This window comes from Solimonas soli DSM 21787, from assembly GCF_000474945.1.
GTDB lineage: Bacteria > Pseudomonadota > Gammaproteobacteria > Nevskiales > Nevskiaceae > Solimonas > Solimonas soli.
The window spans coordinates 35,462-51,743 of the sequence record NZ_KI440838.1 but is presented as its reverse complement, the minus strand read 5'-3'; the positions used below and the strand labels follow the sequence as shown (position 1 = coordinate 51,743).

General features: G+C 69.9%; 17 protein-coding genes. 5 read left to right on the top strand and 12 right to left on the bottom strand.

Annotated elements, in window-relative coordinates; translation table 11 throughout:
• Positions 1–4: 4 nt before the first annotated feature.
• The gene (pip, locus tag K344_RS0116555; RefSeq protein ID WP_028081607.1) at positions 5–952 is read right to left on the bottom strand and encodes a prolyl aminopeptidase; all 948 of its coding nucleotides are present in this window, start codon (positions 950–952) and stop codon (positions 5–7) included.
• 149 nt (positions 953–1,101) lie between these two features.
• Between pip and K344_RS0116550 the strand changes: the two genes are divergently transcribed.
• The gene (locus tag K344_RS0116550) at positions 1,102–2,871 is read left to right on the top strand and encodes a LysM peptidoglycan-binding domain-containing protein (protein WP_043114810.1); all 1,770 of its coding nucleotides are present in this window, start codon (positions 1,102–1,104) and stop codon (positions 2,869–2,871) included.
• A gap of 12 nt (positions 2,872–2,883) precedes the next feature.
• On the opposite strand, the gene K344_RS0116545 is transcribed toward K344_RS0116550, so the two are convergent.
• Positions 2,884–3,390: a DUF456 domain-containing protein gene (locus tag K344_RS0116545; RefSeq protein ID WP_051362327.1), complete on the bottom strand. Its 507-nt coding sequence runs from the start codon at positions 3,388–3,390 to the stop codon at positions 2,884–2,886.
• A gap of 86 nt (positions 3,391–3,476) precedes the next feature.
• Between K344_RS0116545 and K344_RS0116540 the strand changes: the two genes are divergently transcribed.
• Complete coding sequence (locus tag K344_RS0116540; RefSeq protein ID WP_028081604.1) at positions 3,477–4,952, top strand: DUF3336 domain-containing protein; 1,476 nt, start codon at positions 3,477–3,479, stop codon at positions 4,950–4,952.
• On the opposite strand, the gene K344_RS22170 is transcribed toward K344_RS0116540, so the two are convergent.
• A complete protein-coding gene (locus K344_RS22170; RefSeq protein ID WP_281169468.1) occupies positions 4,897–5,526 on the bottom strand; it encodes an alpha/beta fold hydrolase in 630 nt (209 codons plus the stop codon). The two genes, K344_RS0116540 and K344_RS22170, sit on opposite strands and share 56 nt — an antisense overlap.
• 45 nt (positions 5,527–5,571) lie before the next feature.
• On the opposite strand from K344_RS22170, the gene K344_RS24200 reads away from it, so the two are divergent.
• Positions 5,572–5,796, top strand: coding sequence for a hypothetical protein (locus K344_RS24200; protein ID WP_157623050.1), 225 nt, complete (start codon positions 5,572–5,574; stop codon positions 5,794–5,796).
• Positions 5,797–5,886: 90 nt separating this feature from the next.
• A complete protein-coding gene (locus K344_RS0116520) occupies positions 5,887–7,149 on the top strand; it encodes an SGNH/GDSL hydrolase family protein (RefSeq protein ID WP_084197585.1) in 1,263 nt (420 codons plus the stop codon).
• Here K344_RS0116520 and K344_RS0116515 read toward each other — a convergent pair.
• The 3 genes from K344_RS0116515 to K344_RS0116505 are packed head-to-tail and all read right to left on the bottom strand — an operon-like array spanning position 7,118 to position 9,317.
• Positions 7,118–7,984, bottom strand: a complete 867-nt coding sequence (locus K344_RS0116515) for an alpha/beta hydrolase (RefSeq protein WP_028081602.1) — start codon at positions 7,982–7,984, stop codon at positions 7,118–7,120. The genes K344_RS0116520 and K344_RS0116515 overlap by 32 nt on opposite strands.
• 14 nt (positions 7,985–7,998) lie before the next feature.
• On the bottom strand, positions 7,999–8,409 hold the full coding sequence (gene mscL / locus K344_RS0116510; RefSeq protein ID WP_028081601.1) for a large-conductance mechanosensitive channel protein MscL: 411 nt from the start codon (positions 8,407–8,409) through the stop codon (positions 7,999–8,001).
• Positions 8,409–9,317, bottom strand: coding sequence for an SDR family oxidoreductase (locus K344_RS0116505; protein ID WP_028081600.1), 909 nt, complete (start codon positions 9,315–9,317; stop codon positions 8,409–8,411). Before K344_RS0116505 ends, mscL begins: the two co-directional genes overlap by 1 nt.
• Between K344_RS0116505 and K344_RS22165 the strand changes: the two genes are divergently transcribed.
• Positions 9,316–10,347, top strand: coding sequence for a 2Fe-2S iron-sulfur cluster-binding protein (locus tag K344_RS22165; protein ID WP_043114806.1), 1,032 nt, complete (start codon positions 9,316–9,318; stop codon positions 10,345–10,347). The two genes, K344_RS0116505 and K344_RS22165, sit on opposite strands and share 2 nt — an antisense overlap.
• 9 nt (positions 10,348–10,356) lie before the next feature.
• On the opposite strand, the gene K344_RS0116495 is transcribed toward K344_RS22165, so the two are convergent.
• From K344_RS0116495 to K344_RS0116470, 6 genes are all read right to left on the bottom strand, one after another.
• Complete coding sequence (locus tag K344_RS0116495; protein ID WP_028081599.1) at positions 10,357–11,547, bottom strand: heme biosynthesis HemY N-terminal domain-containing protein; 1,191 nt, start codon at positions 11,545–11,547, stop codon at positions 10,357–10,359.
• Entirely contained in the window at positions 11,544–12,593 is a 1,050-nt protein-coding gene (locus tag K344_RS0116490; protein ID WP_028081598.1) for a uroporphyrinogen-III C-methyltransferase, read from the bottom strand. The genes K344_RS0116495 and K344_RS0116490 overlap by 4 nt, the downstream gene beginning before the upstream one ends.
• Before the next feature lie 14 nt (positions 12,594–12,607).
• Entirely contained in the window at positions 12,608–13,363 is a 756-nt protein-coding gene (locus K344_RS22160; protein WP_051362325.1) for a uroporphyrinogen-III synthase, read from the bottom strand.
• Positions 13,364–14,287, bottom strand: coding sequence for a hydroxymethylbilane synthase (gene hemC, locus K344_RS0116480; RefSeq protein ID WP_028081597.1), 924 nt, complete (start codon positions 14,285–14,287; stop codon positions 13,364–13,366).
• Positions 14,288–14,359: 72 nt separating this feature from the next.
• On the bottom strand, positions 14,360–15,103 hold the full coding sequence (locus K344_RS0116475) for a LytR/AlgR family response regulator transcription factor (protein ID WP_043114804.1): 744 nt from the start codon (positions 15,101–15,103) through the stop codon (positions 14,360–14,362).
• A gap of 41 nt (positions 15,104–15,144) precedes the next feature.
• Positions 15,145–16,230, bottom strand: coding sequence for a sensor histidine kinase (locus K344_RS0116470; RefSeq protein WP_028081595.1), 1,086 nt, complete (start codon positions 16,228–16,230; stop codon positions 15,145–15,147).
• Positions 16,231–16,282 lie beyond the last annotated feature (52 nt).

Here is a 16,282-nt window from a genome sequence, read left to right as displayed (position 1 = left end):
GTCCTCAGAGCGAGGCGAAGCGGTCGGTCCACTCGATCAGCTTCGACAGGATGCCCGGCTCGCTGGCCGCGTGACCGGCGTCGCCGACCACCTCGAAGGCCGCCTCCGGCCAGGCGCGGTGCAGATCCCAGGCGGACCGCATCGGACAGACCACGTCGTAGCGCCCCTGCACGATGACTGCCGGGATATGGCGGATGCGCGCGACGTTGGCGAGCAGCTGGTCGTCGCGTTCGAAGAAGCCCTTGTGGGTGAAGTAGTGGCACTCGATGCGCGCGAACGCCTCGGCGAAGCGGTCCTCGCCGAAGCGCGCGACCATGTCCGGATTGGGGAACAGCTTGCTGGTCGCGCCTTCCCAGATGCTCCAGGCGCGCGCGGCGGCGGTGCGCACCGCGGCGTCGCTGCTGGTCAGGCGCTTGTGGTAGGCGGCGACGTAATCGCCGCGCTCCTCGAGCGGGATCGCCAGCTCGTATGGCTCCCAGGCGTCCGGATAGATCCAGTTGGCGCCTTCCTGGTAGAACCAGTCGACCTCGGCCTTGCGCAGCAGGAAGATGCCGCGCAATACGAGGGCGCGCACGGCGTCGGGATGGCTCTGCGCGTAGGCCAGCGCCAGGGTCGAACCCCAGGAGCCCCCGAACACCAGCCAACGCTCGATGCCGAGCAGGGCGCGGATGCGTTCCATGTCGGCGACCAGATCCCAGGTCGTGTTCTCGCGCAGCTCGGCATGCGGCGTCGAGCGGCCGCAGCCGCGCTGGTCGAACAGCACGATGCGGTATTTCTGCGGATTGAAGAACTGCCGGTGCCAGGGTTCGATGCCGCCGCCGGGGCCGCCGTGCACGAACACCGCCGGCGCACCCTGCGGATTGCCGCATTCCTCGACATAGAGTTCATGGAGGTCCGAGACGCGCAGACGATGCGTGCGGTACGGCTCGATCGGAGGATACGGCTGGGGCATGGGCGGTCGTGCCTTTATCGTTCTTTCGTCGGGGAGGTGCCAAGCTTAACGTCTCGGCGGATTGATGCATGTCAGACAGGGCAGTACCATCACCACGCGGGCGGGACAGACAGCCGAACAGGCTCGGAGTATCGGTGCACAGATTCAGGATGACGTGCCTGGCGTTCGGCCTCGCGGCCGCGGGCGCTTCGCAGCTCGTCTTCGCGCAGGCCGCGCCGGTCGCCGACGAGGGCGATGATCCGCCGGCGCCGCTGCGCGGCAGCGAGACGCCGGTCAACGCGGCGGCGGCGCCCGGCGCCACCCTGCCGAACGCGCTGACCAACGTCATCAGCAACGGCGCCACCAATGCCAACCTGCCGCGATACGACGCGCTGAAGCCGGCGGTGTCGTTCTGGACGCGCGTCTTCAGCCAGTATTCCGAGCTGCAGAGCGTGGTGCACTCGTCGGTCTATCCGAACAAGGTGTTCATGGTCCTCGACTATCGCGACGACGCGACGACGACCGACAAGTTCGTGCTCGACAAACGCCGCCGCGCCGAGGAAGCCGACGCCAAGGATCACGTCGACGACGTGCTCAAGCGCGTGCAGGCCAAGCAGTACGCGCCGGAGACGATGAGCGCCGAGGAGCGGCGCATCTACGATCTGTTCGCCGACGTGCCGGGCGCCGACAAGTTCAGCAAGCAGATCGGCACGGCGCGCGTGCAGCGCGGCCTCAAGGAACGCACCGAGAACGCGCTCGAGGTCTCGAACCGCTACCTGCCGTCGATGGAAGCGACGTTCCGCAACTACGGACTGCCGGCGCAGCTGACGCGCCTGCCGCTGGTCGAATCGAGCTTCAACCTGCAGGCCTATTCGAAGTCCGGCGCCGCCGGCATCTGGCAGTTCATCCCCTCCTCGGCGCGCATCTACATGCGCCTCGACGACGTGGTCGACGACCGCCGCGATCCGTGGACCTCGACCGACGCCGCCGCGCGCCATCTGCGCGACGACTACACGCGCCTGCAGGACTGGCCGCTGGCGATCACCGCCTACAACCACGGCCGCAACGGCATCGCCCGCGCGCTCGACGCCATCAACGGCAAGACGCTGATGGACCTGATCGAGCGCTGGGACGGGCCGCGCTTCGGCTTCGCCTCGCGCAACTACTACGCCGAATTCCTCGCCGCGGTCGACGTCGAACGCGCCTACCGCGAGCGCGTCGGCGCGCTGCGCAACAGCAATCCGCTCGAGTTCGAGATCGTCGAAACCCGCAACTACGTGCCCTACGACACGCTGCGCCGCCTGTGCGGCGCCAGCGACGAGGTCTTCCAGCGCCTCAATCCGGCCTACCGGCCGGAGGTCATCGAAGGCAAGCTGTACGTGCCGCCGGGGCATCTGATCCGCGTGCCGTACGGCAGCGCGCGCGCGTTCGAAGTGGGCTACGCCAAGCTCGGCAGCCACGAACGCTTCGACAGCCAGCGCGCGCTGTTCCTGCTGCACCGCATCGGCCGCGGCGACAGCCTCGGCAAGATCGCCCGGCAGTACGGCGTCTCGCAGGGCGCCATCCTCAAGGTCAACGATCTCAAGTCGGCGCACAGGCTGCGCGTCGGCGCGGTGTTGAAGATTCCGCCGAAGACCGAATCGCGGCCGGGACCGATCACGGTCGCGGTCGGCGACGCGACGCCGCAGCAGACGCTGCAGCAGAAGATCGTCGAGGCCAAGGAAGAGCAGCGCGACAACGACGCGGCGGCCACCAAGGGCGCGACCGGCAGGGCGAGGAAGAAAGCCGGCTTCCGCACGCACAAGGTGCAGTCCGGGCAGACGCTCAGCGGCATCGCGCAGCGCTACAACGTCAGCGTTTCCGATCTGCGCGCCGCGAACCATCTGAAGGGCTCGAACATCCGCCCGGGCCAGAAGCTGAAGGTGCCGCTCGACAGCTGAGCGCCCGGTTCCTCAGACGAACCAGGCGAAGGCGAACAGCAGCAGCATGGTCAGGCACAGCGCCAGCTTGGCGATGCTGCCGGCGAGCAGGCCGAGCCAGGTGGCGACGCCGACGCGCGCCGCCTGCTCGACGCGGCTCTGCGCCATCAGCTCGCCGATCACGGCGCCGACGAAGGGCCCGAGCAGCAGGCCCGGAATGCCGAAGAACACGCCGATGATGCTGCCGATGAGCGCGCCGCTCACCGCCTGCCGGCTGGCGCCGACCTTCTTCGCGCCGAGCGCCGAAGCGGCGAAATCGATGAGCACGGTGAGCAGCACGATCGCGCCGAGCAGCGTCAGCGTCGGCCAGCCGACGTGCCGGTAGCGGTCGATGAGGGCGATCAGCCAGAGGCCGAAGAACACCAGCGGCGCGCCGGGCAGCACCGGCAGCAGGGTGCCGACGAGGCCGCCGGCGATCAGCGCGAGCGCCAGTGCCCAGGCCAGCAACAACCAGATGCCGTCGACGAATGCGCCATCCATGAGTCCGCCGGTACGCCTTTATCGGTACGATTTTCCCATGCGAGCGGTCAGCATCGCGCGCGGCTTTGCACCTACACTCAGCTTACATGAGAACTCCACCCCGCTTCGTTCACCGCCTCGTTCGAGAACGCCTGCGCGATCTTGCGCAGGCGGAGCACTACGCCGCCTGGCGCGAGATCGCCGCCGATCTCGATCGCCTCGAAGGTGGCGAGGCCTGGAAGGCGGACGAGGCCAGTGACGACTACGACTACCTGCTGCTGCGCGAACGCCTGCAGCGCATGCGCCTGCTGCGCCGCCAGGGCGATGCGCGCCAGCTGGCGTTCGAGCTGTACGAAGGCCTGCACGGCAATCTCGGCAATCTTTCCAATCCGGCGCTGTACGGCGTCGCGCGCATCGGCACCAAGCGGCTGATCGAGGACTACCTGCGCGAAGTGTCGCGCTGCCTCGATTTCATCTGCGCCGGCGACTTCGCCGATTTCGGCCTCGACGACAAGATTCCGTTCTTCAAGCGCACGGCGACCGCCTTCGGCCGCTCGGCGCTGATGCTGTCTGGCGGCGGCACCCTGGGCCTGTTCCATCTCGGCGTGATCAAGGCGCTGCACGCCGAGAAGCTCCTGCCGCGCGTGCTGTCCGGCGCTTCGGCGGGCTCGATCATCGCCAGCGCGTTAGCCGTGCGCAACGACGCCGAGATCGCGCAGATGTTCGAGCCCGGCGGGCTCGATCTCGACGCCTTCCGCCTGCTAGGCTGGCGCGAGAGCCTGCGCACCGGCTCGATGATGGACGGCGCCCAGCTCGAACGCTGCGTCGGCGCCAACATCGGCGAGTACACCTTCGTCGAGGCCTTCGAGCGCACGCGGCGCATCGTCAGCGTCACCGTCTCGCCGGCCGAGCCGCATCAGCAGGGCCGCCTGCTCAATTATCTGACCGCGCCGCACGTGATCATGCGCAAGGCCGTGCTCGCCTCCTGCGCGGTGCCCGGCGTGTTCGAGCCGGTGCAGCTCGAGGCGCGCGACTACGAGAAGCGCGTCGTGCCTTACCTGCCGAGCAAGCGCTGGATCGACGGCACGCTGTCCTCGGACCTGCCGATGCTGCGCCTCGCGCGCCTGCACAACGTCAATCACTACATCGTCAGCCAGACCAATCCGCACATCGTGCCGCTGCTCGCCGAGGCCGAACTCGAGCGCCGCGGGCTCGCGCCGCTGGCCAGGGAGCTGATCAAGCAGGGCAGCAGCGGCGCGCTCAAGCTGGCCCGCAAGCACCTCGATCCCTACGGCGGCGGCCGCCTGCTCGGCAAGGTCGACAACATCCTGCAGCAGCGCTACTCCGGCGACATCAACGTGTTTCCGGCGCCTTCGCACCGCCGCGCCCTGCGCCTGTTCAGCAACCCGAGCGCCGACGACATCCGGCAGTTCATCCGCGACGGCGAACGCGCGACCTGGCCCAAGCTCGAACGCATCCGCCTGCAGACGCAGGTCTCGCGCACCTTTGAGGATTGCCTGCGCCTGCTCAAGCGCGAGTACGCGCTGCATCACCCGCAGCCGAAGCTGCGCGCCGCGGTCTGAATCGGCGCCAGCCCGACGCGCGCGGCCATTCCTTGCGGAGCGCGAACCGGCTTTCCGTTTCCTGTTTCCGGCCAAGGCTCATGACGAGGGCATGCCCGTCGGCAATCCACTGCCTGCCCTCGAAGCGCTCGATCTCATCGCGCAGATCAGCAACCGCTTCCGAATCGCGGGTGGATGCGAACATGGGGTGATCCCACCAGAGCCGCTTGGCGTGGGCCATTCGTCCCGAACGCGCGGCCTCGACGATCGACTGCCAGCGCATCTGCCACGGCACGGACCATTCCCAACCCGCGATCTGCGGGCTGATCAGGATCAGGCTGCGTACCCGAAGAGGATGGTCGAGAGCAAAGCTGAGCGCGATGCCGCCGCCCATGGATACGCCGACCAGATCGATTTTCTCGATCGAGAGCGCATCAAGCAGTTCCACGAGATCCTCGCTGTGCCTGTAGCGTTGGTCGGCCGTCGCGACCGAGCCCCCGAAGCCTCTCAGGTCATAGCGGACCAGACGTCGATTTCCGGGCAGAAACGTCCAGAGACGATCCCAGGTTCGAAGGTCTCCACCCTGGCCGTGGATGAAAAGGCGCAGGGGCCCTCGCCGTCGCTTTCCAGGCGAGCCCGCATGCCCGACAAGTCAATCACCGTCTCGCTGCCCAAGACCCAGCTCCAACAAGCGCTGACGTCGCGATGCTTGATTCTAATGCCGAGCGGGCATCGGACAATGCGAGGTCGTTGCGCGTCGCTGAAACGCTTGCTCGACGACACGCTGCACGCCGCCGCCAGCCGCATCAAAGCGGCGCGCGACGCGCTGCGCGCGGGCCGGCGACCGGCATACGGCGATTGCTGATTCGACGGCACGACAGCGGTGCCGGGCCGATGCATGGGCGCTGCGGGATGGCGCCGACATACTCTGCGCCCGCCTGTCATGGAGTCCTTCATGCGCCGCCGCCCCGCCGCCTTCGCCGCCGTCCTGGCGCTCGCCTTCGCCTCCTCGGCCATCGCCGACTGGCGTGTCGTCTGGACCGCGAGTCCGCAGCCCTTGTGGAGCGGCGAGTTTCCGCTGTCGACCCAGGTGCCGGATCATTTCTGGCGGCAGACGCTGCGCCAGTCGATGCGCGTCGCGCTCGGCGGTCGGCGCGTGCGCGTCATGCTGTCGAACGAATACGGCGCGCAGGCCCTGCGCATCGGCGCCGCGCATCTCGCGCGCGCCGGCCGCGACGGCTCGGTCGCCGCTGGCAGTGACCGCGTGCTGCGCTTCGACGGCGCGCACGCCGCGACGGTTCCACCGGGCGCGATCCTGCTCAGTGATCCGCTCGAACTCGACGTCAACGCGCTGGAGACGCTGAGCGTCAGCCTCTATCTGCCCGAGCCGACGCCGCCGTCGACCTTCCACTGGGACGCGCGCCAGACGGCTTACGTCGGCGCCGGCGACCAGACCGCCGCGCCGGCGATGCAGGTCGACGCGCGCCTGCAGGCGCGCGCGTTCGTGCGCGACATCCTCGTCGACGGCGGGACGCGGCCGCGCACGGTCGTCGCCTTCGGCGACTCGATCACCGACGGCAACGCGTCGACGCCCGACCTCGATCATCGCTGGCCGGATTTCCTCGCCGCGCGCCTCGCGCCGCAGAACGTCGTCGTGCTCAATGCCGGCATCTCCGGCGCGCGCCTGCTCAAGACGCGCATGGGCGACAGCGCCCTGGCGCGCTTCGAGCGCGACGTGCTCGCGCAGCCCGGCCTCGCCAGCGTGATCGTGTTGATGGGTATCAACGACATCGCCTGGCCCGGTCACGCGTTCGCGCCGCAGGAGGCGCCGCCGCGCGTGGCGGACCTGATCGGCGCCTACCGGCAGCTGATCGCGCGCGCCCATCTGCGCGGCGTGCGCGTCGTCGGCGCGACGCTGACGCCGTTCGAGGGCGCGCTGCAGGGCACGCCGCTCGAAGGCTATTACCGACCCGAGCGCGACGCGCTGCGCGAGGCGGTCAATCGCTGGGTGCGCGACAGCGGCGAGTTCGATGCCGTCGTCGATTTCGACGCGCTGCTGCGCGATCCGCAACACCCGTCACGCCTGCGCGCCGGGTTCGATTCCGGCGATCACCTGCATCCGGGCGACGCCGGCTATCGCGCGATGGCGGACGCGCTCGACGCCGCGACGCTGTTCGGCGCCACCCTCAGCGCGCCAGCGGCGCGAGCCAGCCGATGACCGCCGCCTGCAGCGCCAGACGTTGATCGGAATACGAGTGATCGGTCGGCAGATGCAGCGAGGTCACGCCGTGCGGGTTGGACTTGCGCCAGGCTTCGGCAATCGCCAGATCGTCGTCGCGCAGGAAATCATCGGAGGCCACGACCAGCGCGGGGCGCGTCTTCAGGCGCTCGCCGTCGTCGAGCAGATCCCACTCGCGGGCGTGCTGTTTCGCCTCGGCGAGCAAGTCTTCGGGCGAAACGCCACCGAGCGGGCCAACGTCGCCGCGGAATTCCGCGAGCATGGCCTGATCGAGTTCGGCGCTCGCCTTGCTCGCCAGCGTGCCGGGATTCCAGGCCGACAGCAGCGCGACGCCGCGCACCGCCGGATCGCGCGACGCCACGGTCGCGGCGACGAAGCCGCCCATGCTGTGGCCGATCACGACGATGCGTGCCGGGTCCACGGCAAGACGGCCCGCCTGTTCCGGCGCGCGCAGATAGGCGAGCGCCATCCGGGCGTCCTCGATCGCGTGCGCGAAGGAGAACGTGCCGCCGCTGCCCCAGGCGCCGCGATAGTGGAAACGCAATACGTTCCAACCGGCGCGACGCAGGGCCTGGGCGAGATCACCGTTGTCCTCGTAGCCGGGCAGGCCGTGCAGGAGCAGCACGGTCGGATGCGGGCCGGCGCCGGCCGCGCGGTAGTAGGTGCCGAACATCGTCGCGCCGCCGTTCGGCATTTCGATCTGCAGCATCGCCGCCGGATGCGCCGCGTCGCGCGGCGGATCGGCGACGGGCGGAGTCGCGGCCGCGGCGCTCGCCGTGGCGACGAGCGCCGCGATCAAAAACGCCGGCGCCATGCCGAGGCGCACGCTCAGGGAGCGCTGCGCTGCTGCTTGAGCAGATCGCGGATTTCGGTCAGCAGCACTTCCTGCGCGGACGGCGCCGGCGGCGCCGGCTCGGCGGCCTTCTTCTTGTGCAGGCGGTTGACGCCCTTGATGAACAGGAAGATGGCGAAGGCGATGATGATGAAGTCGAAGATCGACTGCAGGAACTTGCCGTAATTCAGCAGCACCGCCGGCGTATCGCCGGCAGCCGCCTTCAAGGTGATCGCCAGATCCGAGAAGTCGACCCCGCCGACCAGCACGCCGATCACCGGCGTGATGACGTCGGCGACCAGCGACGACACGATCTTGCCGAACGCGGCGCCGATCACGACACCGACCGCGAGGTCGATGACGTTGCCGCGCATGGCGAATTCCCTGAATTCCTTGAGCATGCTCATCACGACACTCCTTCTTCTTCATGCGGTGTTGGACTCGCGAGGCAGGCCGGCAGGCCCGTGCGCAGATCCGGATAACGCGGCGTGAACGACAGTTCCCCGCGCATGCGCTCGACGCGCAGCCGCTTGGATTCTTCCATAAAGGACCACATCGCGGGAGTCAGCACGCGCCGTGCCTCCTCATACGAAACCTGCGGCGGCTCCGGCAGGCCGAGCAGGCGCGCGCAGCGCGTGAAGTAATCGGCCATCGTCGTCGGCGTGCCGTCGGCGATGTGATAGGCGCGCCCGGCGCGACCATGGACGGCCGCATGCAGCGCCGCTTCGGCGAGATCGTCGGCGTGGATGCGGTTGCTGTACGGCGATTCCTCGGCGCGCAGCACGGGCAGGCGCTGGCGCAAACGCTCCACCGGCAGACGGCCGGGGCCGTAGATGCCGGGCACGCGCAGAATCACGACCTCGCCGCGGCCGGCGGCCTGCCAGTCGCGCAAGGCCTGCTCGGCATCGGCGCGGCGCCGGCCGCGCTCGCTGCGCGGCGCGATCGGTTCGTCCTCGTCGATCCAGCGACCGCCGCAGTCGCCGTACACCGCCGGCGTCGAGATGTAGACGAGGCGCGCGACAGGCCCGCGCTGCGCGGCGAGCCAGCCGCGCAGGCGCGCGTCGCGCAGATCGCCGGTCGACGGCGGTGCGAACCAGAATACGAGCGGCCACTCGCCGGCGTCGCGCGGCGCGTCGAGATCCTCGAGGCGCGTGGCGATGCCCTGTGCGCGCAGCGCGTCGGCCTTTTGCCGGTCGCGGACGATTGCCGTAACCTCGCGGCCCAGGTCGCGCAGGCGCCGCGCGACACGCTGGCCGATGTCACCGCAGCCGGCGACCAGCGCGCGCTCCGGCAATCTCTCTTGCAGGGTTTTCATGAGTCACCCAGTGTACTTTGCCAGGCGGGGGGCCGATCAGCCGCGCAGCTTCCCGGTCGAGGAAAGCGAAACGCTGCTCGCCGCCGGCCTGCGCCATGGCCTCGCGCTGCCCTTCGGTTGCCAGTCGGGCGGCTGCGGCTCCTGCCGCGTGCGGCTCGTGTCCGGCACCATCGACTACCCGTTCCCGCCGCCGGCGCTGTCGGCCGCCGAGCAGGCGGCCGGCTACATCCTCATGTGCCTGGCGCACGCACGTTCGCCGCTGACCATCGCCCTGCACCAGCCGCCGCAGCTCGACAGCCTGCGGCCGCGCCAGCTGCCGGTGCGCGCGCTGAAGAAGGAATGGCTGGCGCACGACGTGCTCTGCCTGACCCTGAAGCTGCCGAAGGGCGACGGCTTCCAGTACCTGCCCGGCCAGTACGTCGACCTGCTGCTCGCCGAGGGGCGGCGCCGCAGTTTCTCGATCGCCAACAAGGCGAACGGCGAGACGCTCGAACTGCACATCCGCGTCACGCCGAACGGCCGCTTCGCGAACTGGGCCGCGCATGAAATGCCCGAGCGCGCGATCCTGCGCCTCGAAGGTCCGCTCGGCGCCTTCTATCTCCGCGAGGATTCGTCACGACCCATCATCATGGTCGCCGGCGGCACCGGCATCGCACCGATCCACGCGATGCTCGACGCGCTGCTCGAGAAGAGCCCGAGCCGGCCGACCGAGCTCTACTGGGGCGTGCGCAGCGAGCGCGATCTCTATCTCGACGCCAAGCTGCGCGCCTGGGCCGACGCGCACCCGCAGTTCCGCTACGTGCCGGTGCTGTCGGAGCCCGACGTTGACTGGCGCGGTGCGCGCGGCCTCGTGCACGAAGCGGTGCTCGCCGCGCATCCTTCACTGGCCGGCCACGACGCCTACCTCTCGGGCCCGCCGGTCATGGTGCGCGCCGGCAAGGACGCCTTCATCGCCGCCGGCCTGTCCGCCGACGATCTCTACTACGACTCGTTCGACTACGCCTTCGAGACCTGGCCACAGCTGGGTTGAGGCCGGGCGCTACAGCGCCTGCCCGGCGAACTCGAGTCCCTGCTTGTAAACGCGCTGCGCTTCCTCGCCGTTCTGCGTCTGCTCGCAGAGTCGCGCCAGTTCCAGGTAGGCGGCCGGCGTCGGCGCGACGCGGATCACCGCGTCGAGATAGCTGCGCGCCTTGCCCCAAAGCTTGTTGCGCAGGCAGACGCGGCCGGCGGTGATCAGCAGCTCGGGGCGTTCGCCGTACTGGTTCAGCCAGGCCTCGATCGCCGCCAGCTGCGTCAGCGGATCGACGGCATGCAGTTCGCCGTACAGCGAGGCGAGCTCGCCGTCCCAGTTCTTCGCCAGCACGTCGCCGATCACCGCCAGCGCCTCGGCGTGCGCGTTGAGCCGCGCCAGGCCGCGCACGTATTCGTTGCGCACCTCCGGCACGCGGCGCAGATCCTTCGGCGCGCCGTCCCACACCGTCTTCAGGCGGTCGAGTCGCGCCAGGCGCTGCGCTTCCTGCAGGCATTCGACCAGCGTGCGCGTCAGCAGCGCGCGGTAGCGCTCGTCGGCGAGCGCGCTGCGCGTCTCGGCGTCGAGCAGCAGCTGGCGCAGCGATTCCCAGGCCTTGAGGCCGTCGTAGCTGGCGGCCAGCAGCTCGATCGCGTACGGATGCTGGGCATTGATGCCGCGCAGCTTGAGCGCGGTGTCGCGCGCCGCCGCGTATTCGCCGCGCTCGATCTGCAGCTCGGTCTGCGTCAGCAGCGTCGCGAACTCCATCTCCGGCGCGATCTCCATGGCCAGGCGCAGGTAGTGGTCGCGGCGATCGCCGGCGCCCATGCGCTGCGCCGCGCGCGCGGCGGCGAGATAGTTCAGATGCCCGGCGTGATGATCGGCGGCGCGGCGCACGAGCTCGATCTCGGCGCGCTTCCAGTTGCCTTCGAGCAGGCGCAGCAGGCCGGTCTCGAAGGACTGCTGCGCCTTCTCCTCGCGGCGGCGCTGCAGCATGCGGCGCACGGTGACCGGCAGGCTGATGCCGGTGATCAGCAGGCGCACCAGCAGGTAGGCGCCGCCGAGCACGACGATCAGGCCGACCAGCAGGCCGAGCAGCGAGGTCTCGACGATCCAGCGGTGGAAGCTGATCAGCACGTAGCCGGTTTCGGCGCGCAGATAGAACGCCACCGCCGCGCCGCAGGCGAGCACGAGCAGCGAGATCAGCAGCAGACGGATCATGGCGTGGCGGCCGGCCGCATGAAGGCGCGCAGCAGGTTCAGGCTGCGGCCGATGTCCGGCAGCGGCGGCGACAGATCGAGCGGGCGCAGGCGTTCGAGTTCGGCGCGCGCCGCGGCGACGCCCGGATCGTCGTGCTGGAAGTAGGTGTCGAGCCAGGCCGCCGCCGATTCGCAGAGGTCGCGGAAGCTGGTCGTGTCGCCGCGCAGCAGCGCGACGCGCGCGCCTTCGAGCTTGAGCGCCAGCACCTGCACGACCAGCGCTTCCTGCTCGGCGCCGAGCAGGCGCGGCGACGGGCCGCTGTCGCGGCGGACCGAGAAGATGCTCGACAGCGCTTCGCGCACCGAAGCCCAGGCGCGCTGGTACCAGCGCGCATGCTCCGGCAGCGGCACCCGCTCGGGCGTCGCCTCGAAGCGCGTCGGCACGCGCGCCACCAGCGGCAGGCGCGGCGCGCGCTGGATCAGGCTCGACAGGGTCAGCGCCGCGCCGGCGTAGTCCGGCAGCGGCACCGCCTGCAGCGCGGCCTTCTCCTGTGCCAGCGCCTGGCGCACGGGAAACAGGCGCGGCTCGCGCAGCGCGACGAGGCGCGCGTCGGCCTCGTCGATGGCGATCAGCGCTGCCGGCACGTCGCGCGCCAGCTGCAGACGGTCGTTGGCGAGCAGCAGCAGCTGTTCGACGGCGGCGAGCTGGAAGTGGCCGCGCCCGCCGTTGATCTGGTCCTTGAGATCGCCGACCAGCTGCTCGTTGGCGTCGATGCGCTTGCCGAAGGCGGCGAGATCGTCGGCGCTGCGCTGGACGGCGGCGTTGAGGTCGGCCTGGCGCGATTCGAGGCGGTCGGCCTGCACTTCCAGCGCATTGAGGTCGCGGCTGGTGCGGCGCAGCAGCTCGTCCTGTTCGGCATAGAGGCTGCTGACGCGCGCGTAGAGCCAGGCGCCGCCGCCGGCGAGCAGGGCCGCGGCGACCAGCAGCAGCAGCCAGCGGACGTAGTGACGGGGCGCGTCGGGCGCCGGTCCGGGGGGAAACGGCTTCGAGACTTCGGATTCGGTCATGGGCTTTATCGCTTTTATCGGCGATGCCACGCTTCGAGACAGCGAACGTAGGACGCGTCGGCCACCTGCTCGGGCATCAGTGGCGCTGCGAGGACGCCGATCTGCCGCGCCTGTTCTACCACACGCTGGCTGGGCACAACCAGTTGCAGGCGCCGCAGCAGCCCCGCGTCGCCCGCCGGCAGCAGCCGCGCCAGCTGCGCCAGCGCCTCGCCGCTGGTGACGATGGCGACGTCGGTCGCGGCGAGCAGTTCGGCGATCTGCGCGGGCGGATACGGCAGATCGACGCGGCGGTAGACGGCAAGCGTCGTCAGCTCGGCGCCGCGCGCGCGCAGGGTGTCGGCGATCAGCGTGCGGCCGTCCTCGCCGGTGATCAGCGCGTAGCGACGCCCGGCGCATTGCTGCAGCTCGGGCAGCGCCAGCACGCCCTCGCTGTTGTAGCTCGCCGCCGGCGCCACCACGGTGACGCCGAGCCGCTCCAGCGCGGCGGCCGTCGCCGCGCCGACCGCGATCGCCCGCGGCCAGACGCCGGCGTCCAGCGCGCGCGCCTGCTCGACGGCGTTGACACTGGTGAAAATCCAGGCTTCGGCACTGCGCGCCTCGGCGAGCGCGCGCATCAGCAGGGCCGGCTGGCGCGCCGGCGCGATCGCCTGCAAGGGCAGGCGCAGCACGTCGGCGCCGCGCGCGGCGAGCATCTGGCACAGCGCATCGGCCTGCGCGGCCGGCCGCGTGACGAGCACGCGCAGGCCCCGCAGCGAAGCCTCGGTTTCCATCTACACCGCGACGCCGAGCGCCGCGAGAATGGGCCGCGCGCCCTTGGCGAGCAGGCTTTGCGCGAGTGCGCCGCCGAGCGCGGCGGCGGCGGCGACCGGACCCTCGATCGTGTCGCGGATCAGCTGCGAGCCGTCCGGCGCGCCGACCAGGCCGCTCAGGTGCAGACGCTCACCCGCGATCACCGCGTGGCCGGCGACCGGCACCTGGCAGGCACCGCCGAGCCGCGCGTTCATGGCGCGCTCGGCGGCGAGACGCGCCGCCGAAGCGGCGTCGGCGAGCGGCGCGAGCAAGGCCCGCGTGCGCGCATCGCCGTCACGGCATTCGATGCCGATGATGCCCTGGCCGATCGCCGGCACGAAGCGCGTCACCGCAAAGCTTTCGCGGATGCGTTCGCCGAGACCGAGGCGCGCGAGGCCAGCGTGCGCGAGCAGGATGGCGTCGTACTGCTGCTCGTCGAGCTTGCGCAGGCGCGTGCCGACGTTGCCGCGCAGATCACGCACCGTGAGGTCGGGCCGCTCGGCGCGCAGCTGCGCCTGGCGGCGCAGGCTGGAGGTGCCGACGACGGCGCCGGCCGGCAGCTCGGCGAGCGCCGCGTAGCGGTTGGAGACGAAGGCGTCGCGCGGGTCCTCGCCGCCGAGAAACACGGCCAGCGCGAGGCCGTCCGGCTGCTGCACCGGCACGTCCTTCATCGAATGCACGGCGATGTCGGCGCGACCTTCGAGCATCGCCTGCTCGAGTTCCTTGACGAACAGGCCCTTGCCGCCGACCGCCGCCAGCGGACTGGCGAGCAGCTGGTCGCCGCGCGTGGTCATCGGCACCAGTTCGACGACGAGGCCGGGATGCGCGGCTTCGAGGCGGGCCTTGACGTGCTCGGCCTGCCACAGCGCGAGCGGCGACTCGCGCGTTGCGATGCGAAGATTCATCGGCTCAGACGTGGATCATGCGGGGGCCCGCATTCTCACACGATTCGCCGGCGGCGAGACGGCCGCCGGCGCTCAGGCTTCGGTGAGGAAGCGTCGCACCTCGGCCAGCCGGCGCCGCGATACCGGCAGGGCCTGCGCGGCGTGCTTCATCTTCAGCCAGTGGTGCTGCTCGCCGTGGCGGTCGCGCTCGAGGCTGGCGATGAAGTTGGTGTTGACCAGCGCCTTGCGGTGGATGCGCAGGAACTGCGGCTGCAGGTCCTCCTCCAGCGTCTTCAGCGATTCCTCGATCAGCACCTCGCCGTGCAGATGCGCGACCGTCGTGTACTTCTGGTCGGCGAGGAAGTAGACGACTTCCTGCGTCGGCACGCGGATCAGGCCGTCGCGCGTGGTCGCCAGGATGAACTCGCGCTTGAGCGGCGCCGCCTCGACGCTGCCGTTGCTCTTCGGCTTGTGCGCGCGCGTCGGCTTGCGCACGCGCTGCAGGGCGTCGCGCAGCTTCTCGATGCGGATCGGCTTGAGCAGGTAGGCCGAGGCATTGGCGTCGAAGGCCGACAGCGCGTGCTCGGAATACGCCGTGGTGAAGATCACCGCCGGCGGCACGTCCATCTCGGCGAGCTGGCGGCCGACCTGCAGGCCGTCGATGCCGCCCATGCGGATGTCGAGCAGCACCAGATCCGGCTCCTCGTCATCGATGACGTCGAGCGCGGCCTCGCCGTTGTCGGCCTCGCCGACCACTTCGTAGCCCGGAAATTCCTGCAGCAGCCGCTTCAGGCGCTCGCGCGCCAGGGGTTCGTCATCCACGATCACGACGCGCATGGCATTCACCTCTCCCCGGATTCCCGCTTCCTTGTTCGAATTCAGACCGGCACCGGTTCCGGCACCGTGATGTGCGGCAACACCAGTCGCGAGCGGAACACGCCACCTTCCAGACGCAGATCGCGCCCCAACTCGAACCGCGCCCCGCCACCGTAAATCAGCTTGAGGCGTTGAGCAATATTGTCGGTAGCGACGCGATTGCCGTGCACGACCGGCTCGTCCTGCGGCGGCATCGGATTGCTGACCTCGATGACGAGGCGGCCGAAAATCTCGCGCGCGGCGATGCGCACGGTGCCCGGCTGCGCGAGCCGCGAAATGCCATGGTGGATGGCGTTCTCGATCAGCGGCTGCAGGATCAGCTTCGGCACCGGCCACTCGAGCAGCTCCTCGGGAATGTCCCACTCGACGATCAGCTTGTCGCCGAGCCGCAGCTTCTCGATGCGCAGATAGGCATGGCAGAGGCCGATCTCCTCGAGCAGCTGCGCGATCTGCTGGCCCTTCTGCAGGCTGGCACGGAAAAGATCGGAGAGGTCCTCGACCATCATCTCCGCCTCGTCCGGCCGCACCTGGATCAGCGCCGCCAGGCTGTTGAGCGCGTTGAACAGGAAGTGCGGCCGGATGCGCGCGTTGAGCGCCTGGTAGCGCGCCTCGCCCTCGGCGCGCACCTGCATGGTCCACTGGTGGCGCAGCCAGAAGTAGCGCAGCAGCAGCACGGCGACGATCGCCGCGATCAGGGTGTGGCGCAGCACGAAGGCCAGGCGCGCCTCGTCGCGGGTCGCGAAATCCCATTGCATGGCGGCGCTGATCCGGTAGGCGCCGTCGGAAATCAGCATGACCATGACGGCCAGCAATCCCCAGCAGACGAAGAACACCACGCCGGGCCGCGCGTAGCGCAGCCAGCGCCGCGCCCAGCACAGCATCGCCGCGGCGCAGAGGCCGATCCACTGCAGGTAGAGCGTGATCAGGAACCAGCGCTGCAGGGCACGTTCGCCGGAAATGCCCGTCGTCAGCGTCAGCACGGCAGCGACCATGGCCATGGTGAACGCCAGCGACAGTACCGGCCGCAACTCGCAGAAGTTGGGGATGAGGTCGAGGCGATGCTTGGCGGAGGGCGCAATCTGCTGCATGTGGGCGGGAGTCGATGCCTCGGGTCGCAAGCCGCCAGGTTCGCCGGCTTTC